Origin of the sequence: Kitasatospora sp. NPDC059747, assembly GCF_042732955.1 — a bacterium.
Lineage (GTDB): Bacteria > Actinomycetota > Actinomycetes > Streptomycetales > Streptomycetaceae > Kitasatospora.
Genome location: NZ_JBHWGV010000088.1, coordinates 18587 through 33140, shown reverse-complemented (window position 1 = coordinate 33140; position 14554 = coordinate 18587). Strand labels below are relative to the sequence as shown.

Sequence of the window (14554 nt, the reverse complement as noted above, 5' to 3'; positions counted from 1 at the left end):
GTCTCCCGCCCCCCCGCCCGCGCGCGAGCGATGGATCTCCCTCGCCCCCTCGCTCACACCCACCGGCGCCCGCTCGGGGCCGCGCCCCCCCCCCGACGCTGATCCGCACCACCGGCGACTGGGACCTCGCCGAGGAATGCGCCCAGGAGGCCTTCGCCCAGGCGCTCGCCCGCTGGCCGCAGGACGGCGTGCCCGCCCGCCCCGGCGCCTGGATCGTCACCACCGCGCGCAACCGCGCCATCGACCGGCTGCGCCGCCGCAAGGTCGAGGCCGTCAAGCTCCAGCAGATCGCCGTCGACCTGCGCCACGACGAGGAACGGGCCCCCGCCGAGCCCAACGACATCACCGACGACCGCCTGCGGCTCATGTTCACCTGCTGCCACCCGGCGCTGCCGCTCGTCTCCCGCGTCGCCCTCACCCTGCGCACCCTCGCCGGCCTCACCACCGCCGAGATCGCCCGCGCCTGCCTGGTCTCCGAACAGACCATGGCCAAGCGCCTCGTGCGCGGCAAGGAGAAGATCCGCCACTCCGGCATCCCCTACCAGGTGCCCGGCAAGGAACTCCTCCCGCAGCGGCTGCCCGGCGTCCTCGCCGTGCTCTACCTGCTCTTCAACGAGGGCTACGCCGCCTCCACCGGCGCCGACCTGCTGCGGCCCGACCTGTGCGGCGAGGCGATCCGGCTCGTCCGCCTCCTCGCCCGTCTGATGCCCGACCAGCCCGAGGTGCTCGGCCTGGGCGCGCTCATGCTGCTCCACCACGCCCGCCGGGACGCCCGGGTGAACCCCGACGGCGAGCTCGTGCCCCTCGCCGACCAGGACCGCTCGCGCTGGCACCGCGCGGAGATCGACGAGGGCGTCGCCCTGCTGGAGTCGGCCCTGGACCTCGGCGAGGTCGGCCACTACCAGCTCCAGGCCACCATCGCCGCCTGCCACGCGACCGCCCCCTCCGAGGCGGACACCGACTGGTCCGCGATCGCCCACCTCTACGCCCGCCTCGCGGGCCTCGCCGCGTCCCCCGTCGTCGAGCTCAACCGCGCGGTGGCCGTCGCGATGGCCGAGGGCCCGGCGGCCGGCCTGGCCCTGGTCGACGAGCTCGCCGCCGGCCGCGAACTCAGCGGCTACCACCTGCTGCCGGCCGTCCGCGCCGACCTCCTGCGCCGCCTCGAACGCTGGGACGAGGCCGCCCACGCCTACCGCCTGGCCCTCGACCTGGCCACCACCGACACCGAGCGCAAGTACCTGGCCCGCCGCATCGAGGAGGTCGCCGCCGGCACGGGCTGACGTCACGGTGCGGCGAGGCGGCTGTCCAACCTGGTCGGCGTGCCGAGGTCACGGTGTCGCAAGGCGGCCGTCCAGCCTGGTCAGCGCGTCGCGCAGCGCCGCCCTCGTCGTGATGCCCAGCTTGGGGAACGCGCGGTAGAGGTGCGCGCCGACGGTGCGGGGTGACAGCCGCATCTGCTCGCCGATCTCCTTGTTCGTCAGGCCCCCGGCGGCCAGGTCCGCGACCCGGCGCTCCTGCCACGTGAGCGCCACCGTCGCGGCGGGCACGGCCGGCGTCCGGGGGACGGCCCCGGCCGCCCGCAGTTCGGCCTGCGCCCGCGCGGCCCAGCCGCCGGCGCCGAGCCGGTCGAGCGCGTCGGCCGCCGGGGCGAGGAACTCGCGGGCCGCTGCGCCGCCCTGGGTGCGGCGCACCCGGACCCCGTGGGCCAGCCGGATCCGGGCCAGCTCGAACGGGAACCGCTCGGCGGCCGGGTGGGCGGCGGCGCGCGCGTACATCGCGGCCGCCTCCCCGTCGTCGTCGGCCGTCATCGCCAGGGCGCCGTAGGTGATCAGCGCCAGGCGCGGCGAGATCCCGGGCAGTCCGGCGTCCCGCGCGGCGAGGGCGTGGTCGCGGGCCTGCTCGGCGCGCCCGGTGTGCAGGGCCGCCTCGACGAGGTCGAGCAGGGTCCGCGACGCCTGGTAGGCGTAGGGCCGGAACGCCCCGGGGGCCGTGATGCCGATCGCGTAGAGGAACGCGGTCTCGAAGTCGCCGGCGCTCAGCGCGGTGGTCGCGCCGACGGAGTCGGCGATCTGGGTGAGGAACCCGACGCCGCGCGGTCGGGCCCACGCGTCGACGGCGGCCTGCAGGTCCCGCGCCTCGTCCGCCCGACCGCGCACGGCGGCCAGCTGGGCCAGGTAGGCGCGCGTCTGGTGGGCGAACAGTCCGTGGCCGCGCTCGACCGCGAGGGCCAGCGCCCGGCGCCCGGTGCGCTCGGCCGCCTCCCAGTGACCGACCGCCAGCTGGTCGAGCATGATCAGGTGCAGCATGACGATGCCGCTGGACGTGGCGCCGGTCTCCAGTTCGCGGTCCACCACGCGCTCCAGGTGGGGGCGCAGCGGCGTCAGGAGGTCGAGGTGGTAGGCCGACACGGCCAGCCGCGTGACGTCCCAGGGGTCCTGGTCGGCCAGGCCGGCCGCGGCCCGTTCGACCGGTCCGGCCCAGCCCGCGCCGTGGCGGACGACGTCGCTCCAGGTGCTGCCGTACATCCGGGCGCGCTCGGTGGCGAGGTCGCCGAGGGAGGCGAGCACCTCGTGGGTGCGTTCCCAGGCGGCGTGGCCGCCGGCGTACTGGCTGACGGCGAGCAGGAGGCTGACCAGGCGGTGGAGCACCTCGTCGTCGGGCCGGCCCGGCGTCTCGTCGCGCAGCTTCTTCACCGCGGCCAGGACCTGACGGTGGGTGGAGCGCACGTCTCCGTCCTGGTAGAGCGCCAGGTAGGCGTTGGCGAGGACGGCGGCCGGGTTCTCGTCCGGCCCGCCGGCCGACGCGGCGAGGGCGAGGCTGCGGGCCTGGCCGAGCCGGTCGGCCTGCCCGGCGACGAACGCCGCGTCGCCGAGCCGCCGGGAGCGGTCGGCGCCGTACTCGCTCAGCTCGGCGGCGCGGGTCAGCCAGGACACCGCCATGAGCGCGCCGCCGCGCCGGGTCGCCGAGCGGGCCGCGGTCTCCAGGGCGGCGGCGACGTCCTCGTCGGGGTCGACGGTGGCCGCGGCCAGGTGCGTGGCGCACCGCTCCACGTTCTCCCGGTGGACGTGCGCCAGCACCCGGTGGGCGGCGCGGCGCTGGTCGGGGGTGGACAGCTGCACGATGCTCGACCGGACGAGGGGGTGCCGGAAGGCGGGTTCGCCGGTGGCCGGTTCGACGACCAGCAGGCCGCACCCGAGCGCCTCGTCGACGCCGCGCATGCGGTAGCCCGGGGCCGGGCCGTCGCCCGCCCTGGCCGTCGCGCCGTCGAGGGCGCCCGTCAGCAGCTCCGCCCGGACGGAGTCGCCGAGGCGCGCGATGCGGGCGGCGTAGACGTCCTGGATCCGCCGGGGCAGCGGCACGGCGTGCAGGCCGAGCAGGTCCTCCGGCGCACCGGCGGCGGGGGCCGTCGCGCGGGCGGCCAGGTGGGCGGGCAGCTCCAGCAGGGCCAGCGGGTTGCCGCGGGCCTGGTCCAGCACGAGGCCGCGCAGCCGCGCGTCCAGCTCGGGGTGGTGACGGGCCAGCAGGCACGCGGCGTCGTCGGCGGCGAGCGCGGCGACGGGCGCCTCGGGCAGCGCGGCCGTGTCGAAGCGGGAGGCGGTGTCGCTGCGGACGGCCACCAGGAGTTTCACGCCGGGGCTGCCGCTCAGCCGGCGGCCGACGAACCCGCACACGTCGGCGCTGGCGTCGTCCAGCCACTGGCCGTCGTCGAGGACCAGCAGCACCGGTCTGCGCGAGGCCGCCGCCGACAGCAGGTTGAGCACGGCGATGCCGAGGGCCATGACCGAGGGCGGCGGACCGTCCATCCCGCCGAACGCGGCGTCGAGCGCCGCCCGCGCGGCGGCGTCCAGCCTTGCGCTGGCCGGCCGCCCGGCGTCGGAGAGCAACGGGTAGAGCAGCTGGTGCAGTCCGGCGTACGGCAGTTCGGCCTCCGCCTCGACCCCGGTGGCGCGGACCACCAGCTGACCGTCCCCGGCGGCGAGCCGCCCCGCCAGGTCGAGCAGCGCGCTCTTGCCGACGCCCGCCTCGCCCCTGAGCAGCAGCGCCCGCCCGTCGCCGGCCCGCACGAACGCGGCCAGCCGGGCCCGTTCGCCGTCCCGACCGACCATCACCATGCCCGGTTCCACGCCCGGTTCCCTCCCCAACCCCCCGTGGTCGTTGCCCGCAGCCGTATTCAACTGGACGGTTAGTTGATTACATTGGTGCCGAGGCGGACCTGTCAAGTAACCGGTTAGTTAGGAGTAGGGTGCATGGAGCGCGACGCGGAGGCGACCAAGCGCAGACTCATCGCGGCCGGCCGGGCCGAGTTCGCCGCGTACGGGCTGCACGGCGCCCGCGTCGACCGCATCGCCGCGGCCGCGCAGAGCAACAAGGCGCAGATCTACCACTACTTCGGGAACAAGTCCGGGCTGTTCGACGCCGTCTGGAGCGAGCTGGTCGAACTGATCGTGGTGGGCGTGCCCCTCGACGTGGACGACCTCCCCGGGTTCGCGGCCGGGCTGAGCGACCTCTACGAGGAGCACCCGGACATGCCCCGGATCATCACCTGGCAGCGCCTCGAACACGGGGACGCGCTCAACGACCTCGGGGTCGCCGAGGTCCGCGCCAGGAGCGCCGCCATCGCCGACGCCCAGGCCAGGGGCCTGGTCTCGACCCGCTTCGAGCCGCAGGTGCTGTTCGCCCTGCTCGTCCACCTCGCGATGCTGTGGGCGGCGGCCAACCCCGAGGTGCTCACGGTCATCGACCTGGCCGGCCGCGAGCAGCGCCGGGAGATGGTCCGCCGCATCGCCACCGCGATGGTGGAGTAGCGGCTCCGGGCCGCGCGCACACCGAGACGGTCCGCCGACATTCCGTCAGCGGACCGTCCTGTTCGGGTGTGGCTAGCCCGCGTGGATCGGGGTGTTCTGGTACCCGGCGACGCGCCACTCGCCACCGGACTGGCGGGACAGCATCCACGTCGCACGGATCGCGCGCTCGCGGGCGACCTCCGTCTCCCCCGGCGCGAGGACGCCGCCCTGGGTGACGACGAGGGCGAAGTCGGGCCCGTGGAACTTGGCGGCCAGCGGGTCGCCGGTCACCCGGGTGCCCTTGAACGGGCCCGCGTAGGCCTGGGCCATGAACGTGCGGATGGCCTCGCGGCCCTGCAGGAAGACGTCCCCCGCGAGGATCAGGTGGGCGTCCTCGGTGAAGAGGTCGGCGAAGGCGTCGTGGTCGTGTCCGGCCCACGCGGCGACGATGCGCTGCGGGACCTCGACGGCGGCGGCCTGGTCGGAGGTGAGCTCGGGCATATCGGTTCTCCTCGTCGTGGGTGTGGGGCTCTACCGCTTGGCGAACTGCCCGGGGGTGCGGCCCGCCCCGGCCGGGCCGCGGTAGGCCTGGGCGATCTCCAGCCACGCCTGCGCGTCGGCACCGGTGGCGGTCACCGCCAGGTCGTCGGGGTGGCGGCGGCGGGTGACCAGCAGGCAGAAGTCCTCGGCGGGCCCGCTCACCCGGTCCGTCGCGTCGACCGGGCCGTACGCCCAGAGCGCGCCGGAGGGCGCCGTGATCTCGAACCGGAACTCCTTCTCCGGCGTCGCCAGCTTCCGCGCCTGGTAGCCGAAGTCCCAGACCCGGACGGCGAATTCGACCAGCGGCCGGAGCCGGTCCGTGCGCGGGCGGTCCACGCCGAGCGCGTCCGCGATGTCCTGCCCGTGCCCGAACAGCTCCATCATCCCGGCCGCCGCCAGCACCGGGGCCGGGATCGGCCGCACCAGCCACGGCACCAGCTCCCCGGCCGGCACCTCCGCCAACGCCTTCTCCGCCGCCGCCCGTTCGGCCTGCCACAGCGCGTACAGCCGCTCCGGCGGCTCCGCCAGGTAGGGCAGCAGCGCCGTCTGCACCGCCCCGTCGAAGTCCCCGCCGATCCGCGACACGATCGCCCGGAACGCGTCCGGCGCCGCGGCCGCGGTCCCGGCCATCTTGAAGGTCGCCGCCAAGTGGGCCACCTGGTGGGCGATCGTCCACCCGGGCGCCGGCGTCGGCAGCCCCCACTGCTCCTCGTCCAGGTCCGCGACGAGTCGGTCGATCTCGCCGCCCTCGGCGCCCAGCGCCGCGATCACGTCCTGCGGGTCCGCCATCCTGTGTCCGTCCGTCCTGGTCTCGTCACCGGGGCGCCGGCCATCCGACGAACCGCCGGAGCCGCGCCGCACCGACCGTGCGATCAACGAACTTCAGTATGTCCCCGCCGAGTTGCCCCGCCTTCTCCGATCGTGCGGTGCCCACCGGCAGCCGCACGACCGCCATCGTGGAGCATGTGTGACGACTGATCAGAAGACGAAGTAGCTCGCGCCGAACGTCGTCGCCGACTGGCCCGGGTCCACCTCGGCCGTCACCGGGCCCTGACAGTTCGCCGCCGCGTGGACCAGGACGATGGACGTCGTGTGGTTCTGGATCGAGATCGGCGACCAGGTCGCGTAGCAACCCCGCTGCGGGTTCTGGTGGGGGATGCCGTTCACCACCAGGAGGCCGGTCGCGGCCTCGGCCGGGACGGCGAGGGCGAGGGCACCGGCGGCGGCCAGCACGACGGCTCCAACTAAACGACGACGCATGGCGGTTCTCCCTTCTCCGGGCCCGCATCCGGCAGCGGTGCCCGCTGTACGGAATGCTGTCCGCCCGGGCTCGGGTACCGCAATCCCCCGGAGCGGTGGCCGTGCTGCCGGACGCCCCCGGGGAGCCCCCGCGCGCCAAGTGCGCAAGCTCGAAGACGGGTGCGAATCCAGGCATTTGGCAAGGTGGTCTACCGGCGTGGCGCAGGCCCCGCCGCACGACGGAAACCCCGCCCCTACGCATCCGCCCCACCGGGAGGACCCATGAGGACGAAAGTGGTCCAGCACCACCGGGCCCTGCTCAACCTGTTCCTGATCGTCGTCATCGGCCACTGGATGGAACACCTCGTCCAGGCCTACCAGATCTGGGGCCTCGGCCGGCCCGTTCCGAAGGCCCGGGGGGTCCTCGGGGAGTTCTACCCGTGGCTGATCACCTCGGAGTGGCTGCACTACGGCTACGCGATCGTCATGCTGATCGGACTGTTCGTCCTGCGTCCCGGTTTCGTCGGACGGGCGCGCACGTGGTGGAACATCTCCCTGGGCATCCAGTTCTGGCACCACATCGAGCACCTGCTGCTGCTCCTCCAGGCCCAGACCGGCCACTTCCTCTTCGGCCGCGCCGCACCGACGAGCATCCTCCAACTCGTCTTCCCCCGGGTCGAGTTGCACCTCTTCTACAACACGATCGTGTTCATCCCGATGGTCGTGGCGATGTACCTCCACCTGCGGCCCAGCCCGGAGGAGGCGCACGAGATGACGTGCAGCTGCCACGCCGTCGAGCACCGGCCGCTGGCCCCGACGGGCGCATGACGCTCGCGCAGCCCCTGCGGAAGACGGCCAAGCCGCGCAAGCCGCCCGCCACCCGTGCGTTCCAGCGGCGGATGGCGGCGGGCCTCGCCGTCCTGGTGCTGCTGCTCCTGGCCGTCGCCTGGCTGAGCTCCTCGAAGCCGTTCCGGCTCACCGCGGCGACGCCCGCCGACGGCGCCACCGTGGACGCCCCGCCCGCCGAGGTGGTGCTGGCGTTCAGCGACGAGCTCCGCACGAAGTCCGTCTTCGTCCGGGTGACCGCCGCCGACGGCACCGCCGTCGACAGCGGCACGCCGAGGCCGGACGGGCAGCGCGTGGTCACGCCCGTCACGATCTCCCGGCCGGGCGCCTACGTCGTCACCTACCGGCTCGCCCTCACCACGGGCAAGGAGACCTCGGGCGTCGCCGGCTTCTCCGTCGGCGCCCCCGCCGCCGGGCCGCAGGGCGACACCGGGGCCGCGTCCGGCCACTCGCACGACATCGACGGCGTCTGGAACGCCGCGCTGCTCGTCGTCGACGCCGTCCTGCTGCCGGCCGCCGTCCTGCTGATGATCCGCCGGCCCCGGGTGCGCCGCCGCGCCCGCCCGGACCCCACCTCAGGCCCCTGAGGACGACCCCTGGAGACCACACACCGATGAGCCCCCGCCGCCGCGATCCCGCCGCCCGTCCGGCCCTGCTCGACATCGCCGCCCGGCTCCTCACCGAGGAGGGTCCGAAGGCACTGTCGGCCCGGCGGATCGCCGCCGAGGCGGGGAGTTCGACGATGGCCCTCTACACGCACTTCGGCGGGATGAACGGCCTGGTGCGCGCGACCGTCCACGAGGGGTTCGCCCGGCTGCAGCGGCACTTCGACCGGGTCCACCGCACGGCGGACCCGGTCGCCGACCTCGCCGTCCTCGGCTTCGCCTACCGCTGCAACGCGCTCGACAACCCGCACCTGTACGGGGTGATGTTCGGCGGGGCGCTGCTGGGCGGGTTCTCGGTCGGCGAGGAGGACCGCCGGCACGGCCGCTACACGCTGACGGGCGTGGTGGAGAGCGCCGCCCGCTGCATCGAGGCGGGCCGGTTCCGGGCGACGGACCCCGGGCTCGTCGCCCACCAGATGTGGTCCGCCGTGCACGGCCTGGTCACCCTCGAACTGGGCGGCTACCTCCTCGCCCCGTGGAACGCCGAGAGCTGTCTGCTCGCCCAGCTGACGGCGCTGATGGTCGGCGTCGGCGACAGCCCGTCGGACGCCGCGGCCTCGATGGCCTCCGCGCTGCTGCGGATGCCGACCGAGGTCGCGGCGCACGACGACACCCGGTCCACGGTCGATCCGGCCGACCTCAGCAGCTAGGACCCCGGCTGGGCGCGACTCCCCGGAGCCGACCCGGAGCGGCCCCGGAGCGGTTCACAGGCCGGTTTGGAGCTTCTCGATCCGCTCGAAGAAGAACTCGTGCTTGAGGAAGGAGACGTCGTACTCGTGGCCCGGGTAGGGCGGGACGAGTTGGGCGGCCTGGATCAGCCGCCAGCCGTCCTTGAGCGCATCGAGTCCGGTGCCGTAGGGCGGCTCCGCGCCGTCTCCCGTGGTCGGGGAGGTGCGGCCGGTGCCGTCGTACCGCGACCAGCCGACCACCTCCGAGTCCAAGGCGGAGGTGAACAGGTACATCACCAGCAAACCCTCAGGGCCTGTCCTGTCGATCTCGGCCGTCCAGCGGTCACACTCCGATGAAGCTCACCGTTTCCGTCATGTCCGCCCGCCCGGTGCGCAGTTGCGGCACGCCCTCCTTCTCGAACCCCACTGAGACGCCGCAGAACAGCACGAGTCCGTCATCGGCTCCGACTGCCTGGCCGACAGTCTCCCGGTACACCGTCCACATCACTTGGGGGCAGCTGTGCAGCCCCTCGGCCCTCAACAACAGCATGACCGTCTGCAGGTACATCCCCGCGTCAGCCCACTGTCCGGGCCCCATCGTCCGGTCGAGGTAGCAGAACAGGACAGCCGGCGCCCCGAACGCCTCCGAGTTCAAGGTGGCGATCTTCCTGGGCCGGTCCGGGTCGTCGCGCTCGATCCCCAGCGATTCGTACCGCTGGGCGGCGGCAGCAGCAAAGCGGTCCAGATACGGCGAGGCCAGCCCCTCCGGGTACATCGGGTACTCACGCTCGTCGCCGGGGTCCCCCACCAGTGCCCTCGCTGTAGCGGCCCGCTTGAGTTCCGCCAAGGGTTCACCGGTCACGACGTACAGATGCCACGGCTGGAGGTTCCCGCTGGACGGAGCCCGCGTCGCTGCGGTCAGCACTCGTTCGAGTACCTCCTTGGGCACGGGCTCATCGCTGAACGCCCGCACGGCCCGGCGGCTGTCCACGGCCTCATACACATCCACGTCTTCGCGTCCTCTCGTTCAACCAAGCCCCTCCACCGTATTCAGCGGTCGGTACCGAGCACGCCGGGGGTTGGGAGACGTCCCGACGATCAGTCCAGTCGTTGATAGGACTGTCGGAGACAGAGGTGACTTGACGGATGCTCAGCAGGAGCAGCCGGAGCCGCTTCTGCCGGTTAGGGGCGGCTCGTGAGCACCACCAGCCGCTGCGTGGCCCGCGTCATCGCGACGTAGCGGTCGACGGCGCCCTCGATCCCGTCCCCGAAGGCCTCCGGGTCGACGAGGACGACCAGGTCGAACTCCAGCCCCTTCGACAGCTCCGGCGTCAACGACCGGACCCGCGGCCGCTCCTCGAACGAGGGATCCCCGATGACGCACGCGACGCCCTCGGCGTGCTCGGCCAGCCAGCCGTCCAGGACGGACTCCAGCTCCCCGACTCCCCCGTGCGTGACGGGAATCCCGCTGCTGCGGATGGACGTCGGCACGTTGGCGTCCGGCAGCACCGCCCGGATCACCGGCTCGGCCTCGGCCATGACCTCCTCCGGCGTCCGGTAGTTGACGCCGAGCGAGGCCACCTCGATCCGGTCGAGCCCGGCGCGCTCCAGCCGCTCGCGCCACGGCTCGGTGAAGCCGTGCCGGGCCTGGGCGCGGTCGCCGACGATGGTGAAGCTGCGGGACGGGCAGCGCAGGAGCAGCATCTGCCACTCGGCGTCGGTGAGTTCCTGCGCCTCGTCGACGACGATGTGGGCGAACGGGCCGGCGTAGGGCTCCGGGTCGGCGACGGGCCCGGCGGCGTCGACGTCGACGAGGCTGTCGCGCAGGTCCTGCCCGCGCAGCATGGTGACGGCGCCCTCGCCGTCCTCGTCGGCTTCGAGGATGTGGTCGATGACGTCGGCCATGCGCGCGCGTTCGGCGGCGAGCGCGGCCTCGTGACGGCGCCGGCGGCCGGCGGCCTCGCGATCGCCGAGGCGCCGGCGGGCGGCGTCGAGGAGCGGGAGGTCGGAGACCGTCCAGGCCTGGGCGTCGGCACGCTGGAGCTTCCTGACGTCCTCCGGGGCGAGCCAGGGCGCGCAGAGGCGCAGGTAGGCGGGGACCGTCCAGAGGTCGCCGACGAGGTCGGTGGCGTCGAGCATGGGCCACGCCCGGTTGAGGGTGGTGACCAGGTCCTTGTTCTGGCGCAGCGAGCGGCGGAACATCGCCGGGGAGAAGCCGCCGTCGCCCTCGTCGTCGTCCTCCGTGGCATCCATCTTGTCGAGGAGGATCGTCACGAGTTCCTCCCAGATCTGCTCGCGCGCCTCGTTGTGCGGGGTGCCGGGCTCGGGCGCCGCGAAGGCCTCGGCCCAGTCCGCGGCGCTCAGCCAGAGGTCGTCCCAGTAGGTCTCGACGGTCATGCCCTCGGCGGGCGGCTCCTCGTAGATGGCGACGGCCTTCTCGACGGCCTTGACCAGGTCCGCCGAGGACTTGAGGCGGGCGACCTCCGGGTCCGGCTCGGTCCCGGCCGAGGCGCCCTCGGGCACGAGGTCGCGCAGGGTGCACGTCCGCACGCCCTCCTCCCCGAGGCTGGGGAGCACGTCGGAGACGTACGCCAGGTACGGCTGGTGCGGGCCGACGAACAGCACGCCGCCGCGCCGGTGCCCGAGGCGCGGGTCCGAGTACAGCAGGTAGGCGGAGCGGTGCAGGGCGACGACGGTCTTGCCGGTGCCCGGGCCGCCGTCGACGACGAGGGCACCGCGCGAGCCGGCGCGGATGATGGCGTCCTGGTCGGCCTGGATGGTGGCGAGCACGTCGCGCATGCGCTCCGAACGGTTGCTGCCGAGGCTCGCGATGAACGCGGACTGGTCGTCGAGCGCGGCGCGCCCTTCGAGGCCGTCCGCGGTGAACACCTCGTCCCAGTAGTCGGCGATCCGCCCGCGCGTCCAGCGGTAGCGGCGGCGGCTGGCCAGGCCCATCGGGTTGGCGTGGGTGGCGGCGAAGAACGGCTCGGCGGCCGGGGCGCGCCAGTCGAGCAGCAGGCGGCGGCCGGTGCTGTCGGTCAGGCCGAGGCGCCCGATGTACACGGGCTCGCCGTCGTCGGCGCCGACGACGTGCCCGAGGCACAGGTCCGCGCCGAAGCGGCGCAGGGCGCGGAGCCGGCCGGTGAGCCGGTGCACCTCGGTGTCCCGGTCCAGCGCGCCCCGACCGAGGCCGCCGGGCGCGCGGCGCACCTCTTCGAGGCCCTCGGACAGTTCGGCGATCGTCTGCTCCAGGCTGTCCGCGATGGCGGCGAAGTGCGCCTCGTCGCGGGCGATCAGGGCCGGGTCGGCCTTGGCGGCGAGACGCTCGGGAAGGTCGAAAACGCCGGTGGCAAGGGGGTAGGTGGCATCGGTGGAGGACAAACGCGCACGCACTTCGTGAATCTCCCGTTTCCGCAGTTCTCGGCGTTGAGGCGGTAAGTCTGCGGGAGGAGGGGGGCCTTGCCGCAAGGCCCCCCTTGCGCTATACGTTGAGAGTGGCAAGAGGTGGGTGTTCGTGCCCGCCTGCCCGTAACCGCTTTGGTTGAGCATGGGTACTTCGACCGGCACCGGCGATCCCGTCATCACCGTCTCCGGCCTCCGCATGCGCTACGACTCCTTCGAAGCCGTGCGCGGCATCGATCTGGAGGTCCGACGCGGCGAGGTGTTCGCGTTCCTCGGCCCGAACGGCGCCGGGAAGACCACGACCGTCGAGATCCTCGAAGGCTACCGCCGCCGCACCGCCGGCGAGGTGACCGTCCTCGGCGAGGACCCGGCGCACGCCGGGCCGCCGTGGCGGGCCAGGATCGGCGTCGTCCTCCAGGAGTCGCGCCCCGAGCGGGACCTCACCGTCGCCGAGTGCCTCCGGCTCTACGCCGGCTACTACCCGTCACCGCGCGGCATCGACGAGACGATGGAGCTGGTCGGCCTCGCCGGCCAGGCCGAGGCCACCGCCACCCGCCTCTCCGGCGGCCAGCGACGCCGCCTCGACGTGGCACTCTCGCTCATCGGCGATCCCGAACTCCTGTTCCTGGACGAACCCACCACCGGCTTCGACCCCTCCGCCCGGCGCGCCGCCTGGGACATGATCGCCGGCCTCCGCTCACTGGGCGTGACCGTCTTCCTCACCACCCACTTCATGGACGAGGCCGAGCACCTCGCCGACCACGTCATGGTGATCTCCGAGGGCCGGATCGTCGCCGCGGGCCCGCCCGGCACCCTCGGCGGGCGCCAGCGGGCCGCCGCCGAGATCACCTTCACCCTGCCGCAGGGGGCCTCCGCGGCCGCGCTGCCGGGCGCCGTGCGGGACGCCGTCGTGCACGGCGCCGTGCACGACGCCGTGACCGCCCACGCGGACGGCACCGGCGGCTCCGACCACATGGTGTTGCGCTCCACCCGTCCGCTCGCCGTCCTCGGACCGCTGATCGCCTGGGCCGAGGCCGACGGCCACGACCTGCCCGACCTGGAGGTCCGCCGCCCGAGCCTCGAAGACGTCTACCTGGCGCTCACCGAACCCGGGACGGACGCGCCGCCCGTCGAACCCCCGGACGCCCCGGATGCGCCACGGCATACGGAGGCCGCATGATGACCGCCGCCCACACCCGCAGCTCGGCGCGCGACGTCTTACGCCTCGCCCTGCACCAATTCCCGTACGACCTGCGCGCGTTCCTCCGCAACCCGCAGTCGCGGTTCTTCACGCTCGCGCTCCCGGTGCTCTTCCTGATCATCTTCGCCTCGGTGTTCGGCCGCCAGAACAACACCGTCAAGGTCTCCGGCGGCACCATCGACACCTCGGTCTACTACGTCCCGGGCATCATCACGCTCGGGATCATCGCCGCGTCCTTCGTCAACCTGGTCATCTCGGTGACCGCCCAGCGCGAGTCCGGCGTCCTCAAACGCCGCCGCGCCACCCCCGTCCCGGCCGCCGCCGTCATCGCCGGCCGGACGCTCACCGCCATCGTCGTGTCGATCGGCATCACCGTCCTGCTACTGGTCATCGGCTGGGCCGCGTACGGCGCCCACGTGCCCGCCCGCACCGCGCCCGCCCTCGCGGTGGCCGTCATCGTCGGCACCGTCTCGTTCTGCTGCCTCGGCTACGCGCTGACGTCCGTCATCCGCAACGAGGACGCCGCCCAGCCCATCACCCAGGCCATCATGCTGCCGCTGTACTTCATCTCCGGCGTCTTCATCGCGACCTCGATCCTCCCCCACTGGCTGACCGTCGTCGGCGACGTCTTCCCCGTCCACCACCTCGTCGAGGCGCTGCTCACCGCCTACAACCCCCACACCACGGGCGCGGGCTTCGCCGGCACCGACCTGCTGATCGTCGCCGCATGGGGAGCCGCCGGCCTCGTGGTGGCACTACGCCGCTTCAGCTGGCTGCCGCGCGGCACGTGAGGAGTACCGCCCATGCCGACCGAAACCCAGACGCGGAGGGGCCGTTGCCCCACCCACGGAACGGTGGAGGCCACCAGGGACCTACCCAGGATCACCTTCCCGTGGGTCGTCAACTGGATCCGCCGCACCCTCGCCGAACGCCACCCGTTCCGCTGCCCCGAGTGCGGCGCGACCGTCCAGGTGCCATAGCTGTCGCCGTACGTCACCGCGAACCGCGACGGCGGCCGTTATCGCAATGCCCACTAACTCGCTCTGACGTGGCACAACTCCTGGAAGACCACCCGCGTCTGCTGACGCTCCGCCGGCAGCCTGCCGACGGCCCGCCGGGGGGGGGGGCGGCGGGGGGGGGGGGCGGGGGGGGGGGATGGGGGGGCGGTCTTGGGCGAGCTGGGTTTGTGTGTGGCGCGCCGGGGGGGTG

The 14554-nt window shown here is 73.7% G+C and carries 15 protein-coding genes; 8 read left to right on the top strand and 7 right to left on the bottom strand.

The genetic code is table 11. The features are described from left to right. The coding region (locus ACFV4G_RS30985; protein WP_380445431.1) for an RNA polymerase sigma factor at positions 1 to 1280 on the top strand (1280 nt) is incomplete at its 5' end. 48 nt (positions 1281 to 1328) lie between these two features. Here ACFV4G_RS30985 and ACFV4G_RS30980 read toward each other — a convergent pair. Beyond that, entirely contained in the window at positions 1329 to 4106 is a 2778-nt protein-coding gene (locus ACFV4G_RS30980) for an AAA family ATPase (protein WP_380445436.1), read from the bottom strand. 141 nt (positions 4107 to 4247) lie between these two features. On the opposite strand from ACFV4G_RS30980, the gene ACFV4G_RS30975 reads away from it, so the two are divergent. Next, the gene (locus ACFV4G_RS30975) at positions 4248 to 4805 is read left to right on the top strand and encodes a TetR family transcriptional regulator (RefSeq protein WP_380445430.1); all 558 of its coding nucleotides are present in this window, start codon (positions 4248 to 4250) and stop codon (positions 4803 to 4805) included. A gap of 72 nt (positions 4806 to 4877) precedes the next feature. On the opposite strand, the gene ACFV4G_RS30970 is transcribed toward ACFV4G_RS30975, so the two are convergent. The 3 genes from ACFV4G_RS30970 to ACFV4G_RS30960 form a co-directional block, all read right to left on the bottom strand. Beyond that, positions 4878 to 5285 (bottom strand): SgcJ/EcaC family oxidoreductase, encoded by a 408-nt coding sequence (locus ACFV4G_RS30970; protein ID WP_380445429.1) that lies wholly within the window; start codon positions 5283 to 5285, stop codon positions 4878 to 4880. 30 nt (positions 5286 to 5315) lie between these two features. After that, positions 5316 to 6113: a TIGR03084 family metal-binding protein gene (locus ACFV4G_RS30965; RefSeq protein ID WP_380445428.1), complete on the bottom strand. Its 798-nt coding sequence runs from the start codon at positions 6111 to 6113 to the stop codon at positions 5316 to 5318. A gap of 189 nt (positions 6114 to 6302) precedes the next feature. Continuing rightward, positions 6303 to 6584, bottom strand: a complete 282-nt coding sequence (locus ACFV4G_RS30960; RefSeq protein WP_380445427.1) for a hypothetical protein — start codon at positions 6582 to 6584, stop codon at positions 6303 to 6305. 261 nt (positions 6585 to 6845) lie between these two features. Between ACFV4G_RS30960 and ACFV4G_RS30955 the strand changes: the two genes are divergently transcribed. From ACFV4G_RS30955 to ACFV4G_RS30945, 3 genes are read left to right on the top strand one after another with little or no spacing between them, the layout of a single operon-like run. After that, on the top strand, positions 6846 to 7391 hold the full coding sequence (locus tag ACFV4G_RS30955; protein ID WP_380445426.1) for a hypothetical protein: 546 nt from the start codon (positions 6846 to 6848) through the stop codon (positions 7389 to 7391). After that, positions 7388 to 7996, top strand: coding sequence for a copper resistance protein CopC (locus ACFV4G_RS30950; RefSeq protein WP_380445425.1), 609 nt, complete (start codon positions 7388 to 7390; stop codon positions 7994 to 7996). The genes ACFV4G_RS30955 and ACFV4G_RS30950 overlap by 4 nt, the downstream gene beginning before the upstream one ends. A 26-nt stretch (positions 7997 to 8022) precedes the next feature. Then, positions 8023 to 8724 carry a TetR/AcrR family transcriptional regulator gene (locus ACFV4G_RS30945; RefSeq protein WP_380445424.1) on the top strand — a complete coding sequence of 234 codons (702 nt, stop codon included), beginning with the start codon at positions 8023 to 8025 and terminating at the stop codon, positions 8722 to 8724. Between the two features lie 54 nt (positions 8725 to 8778). Here the strand turns inward: ACFV4G_RS30945 and ACFV4G_RS30940 are convergent, their stop codons facing one another. The 3 genes from ACFV4G_RS30940 to helR all read right to left on the bottom strand — a co-directional run bounded on the left by ACFV4G_RS30940 (position 8779) and on the right by helR (position 12135). Then, on the bottom strand, positions 8779 to 9036 hold the full coding sequence (locus ACFV4G_RS30940; protein ID WP_380445435.1) for a hypothetical protein: 258 nt from the start codon (positions 9034 to 9036) through the stop codon (positions 8779 to 8781). Between the two features lie 49 nt (positions 9037 to 9085). Further along, the gene (locus tag ACFV4G_RS30935) at positions 9086 to 9751 is read right to left on the bottom strand and encodes a nitroreductase (protein WP_380445423.1); all 666 of its coding nucleotides are present in this window, start codon (positions 9749 to 9751) and stop codon (positions 9086 to 9088) included. A 173-nt stretch (positions 9752 to 9924) separates the two neighbouring features. Then, positions 9925 to 12135 (bottom strand): RNA polymerase recycling motor ATPase HelR, encoded by a 2211-nt coding sequence (gene helR / locus ACFV4G_RS30930; protein ID WP_380445422.1) that lies wholly within the window; start codon positions 12133 to 12135, stop codon positions 9925 to 9927. Positions 12136 to 12289: 154 nt separating this feature from the next. On the opposite strand from helR, the gene ACFV4G_RS30925 reads away from it, so the two are divergent. Genes ACFV4G_RS30925 through ACFV4G_RS30915 form a run of 3 tightly spaced genes read left to right on the top strand, consistent with a single transcriptional unit; the run spans position 12290 to position 14325 of the window. Further along, positions 12290 to 13324: an ABC transporter ATP-binding protein gene (locus tag ACFV4G_RS30925; RefSeq protein ID WP_380445421.1), complete on the top strand. Its 1035-nt coding sequence runs from the start codon at positions 12290 to 12292 to the stop codon at positions 13322 to 13324. Beyond that, entirely contained in the window at positions 13321 to 14136 is an 816-nt protein-coding gene (locus ACFV4G_RS30920; protein ID WP_380445420.1) for an ABC transporter permease, read from the top strand. The genes ACFV4G_RS30925 and ACFV4G_RS30920 overlap by 4 nt, the downstream gene beginning before the upstream one ends. Positions 14137 to 14148: 12 nt before the next feature. Further along, positions 14149 to 14325, top strand: a complete 177-nt coding sequence (locus ACFV4G_RS30915; protein ID WP_380445419.1) for a hypothetical protein — start codon at positions 14149 to 14151, stop codon at positions 14323 to 14325. Positions 14326 to 14554 lie beyond the last annotated feature (229 nt).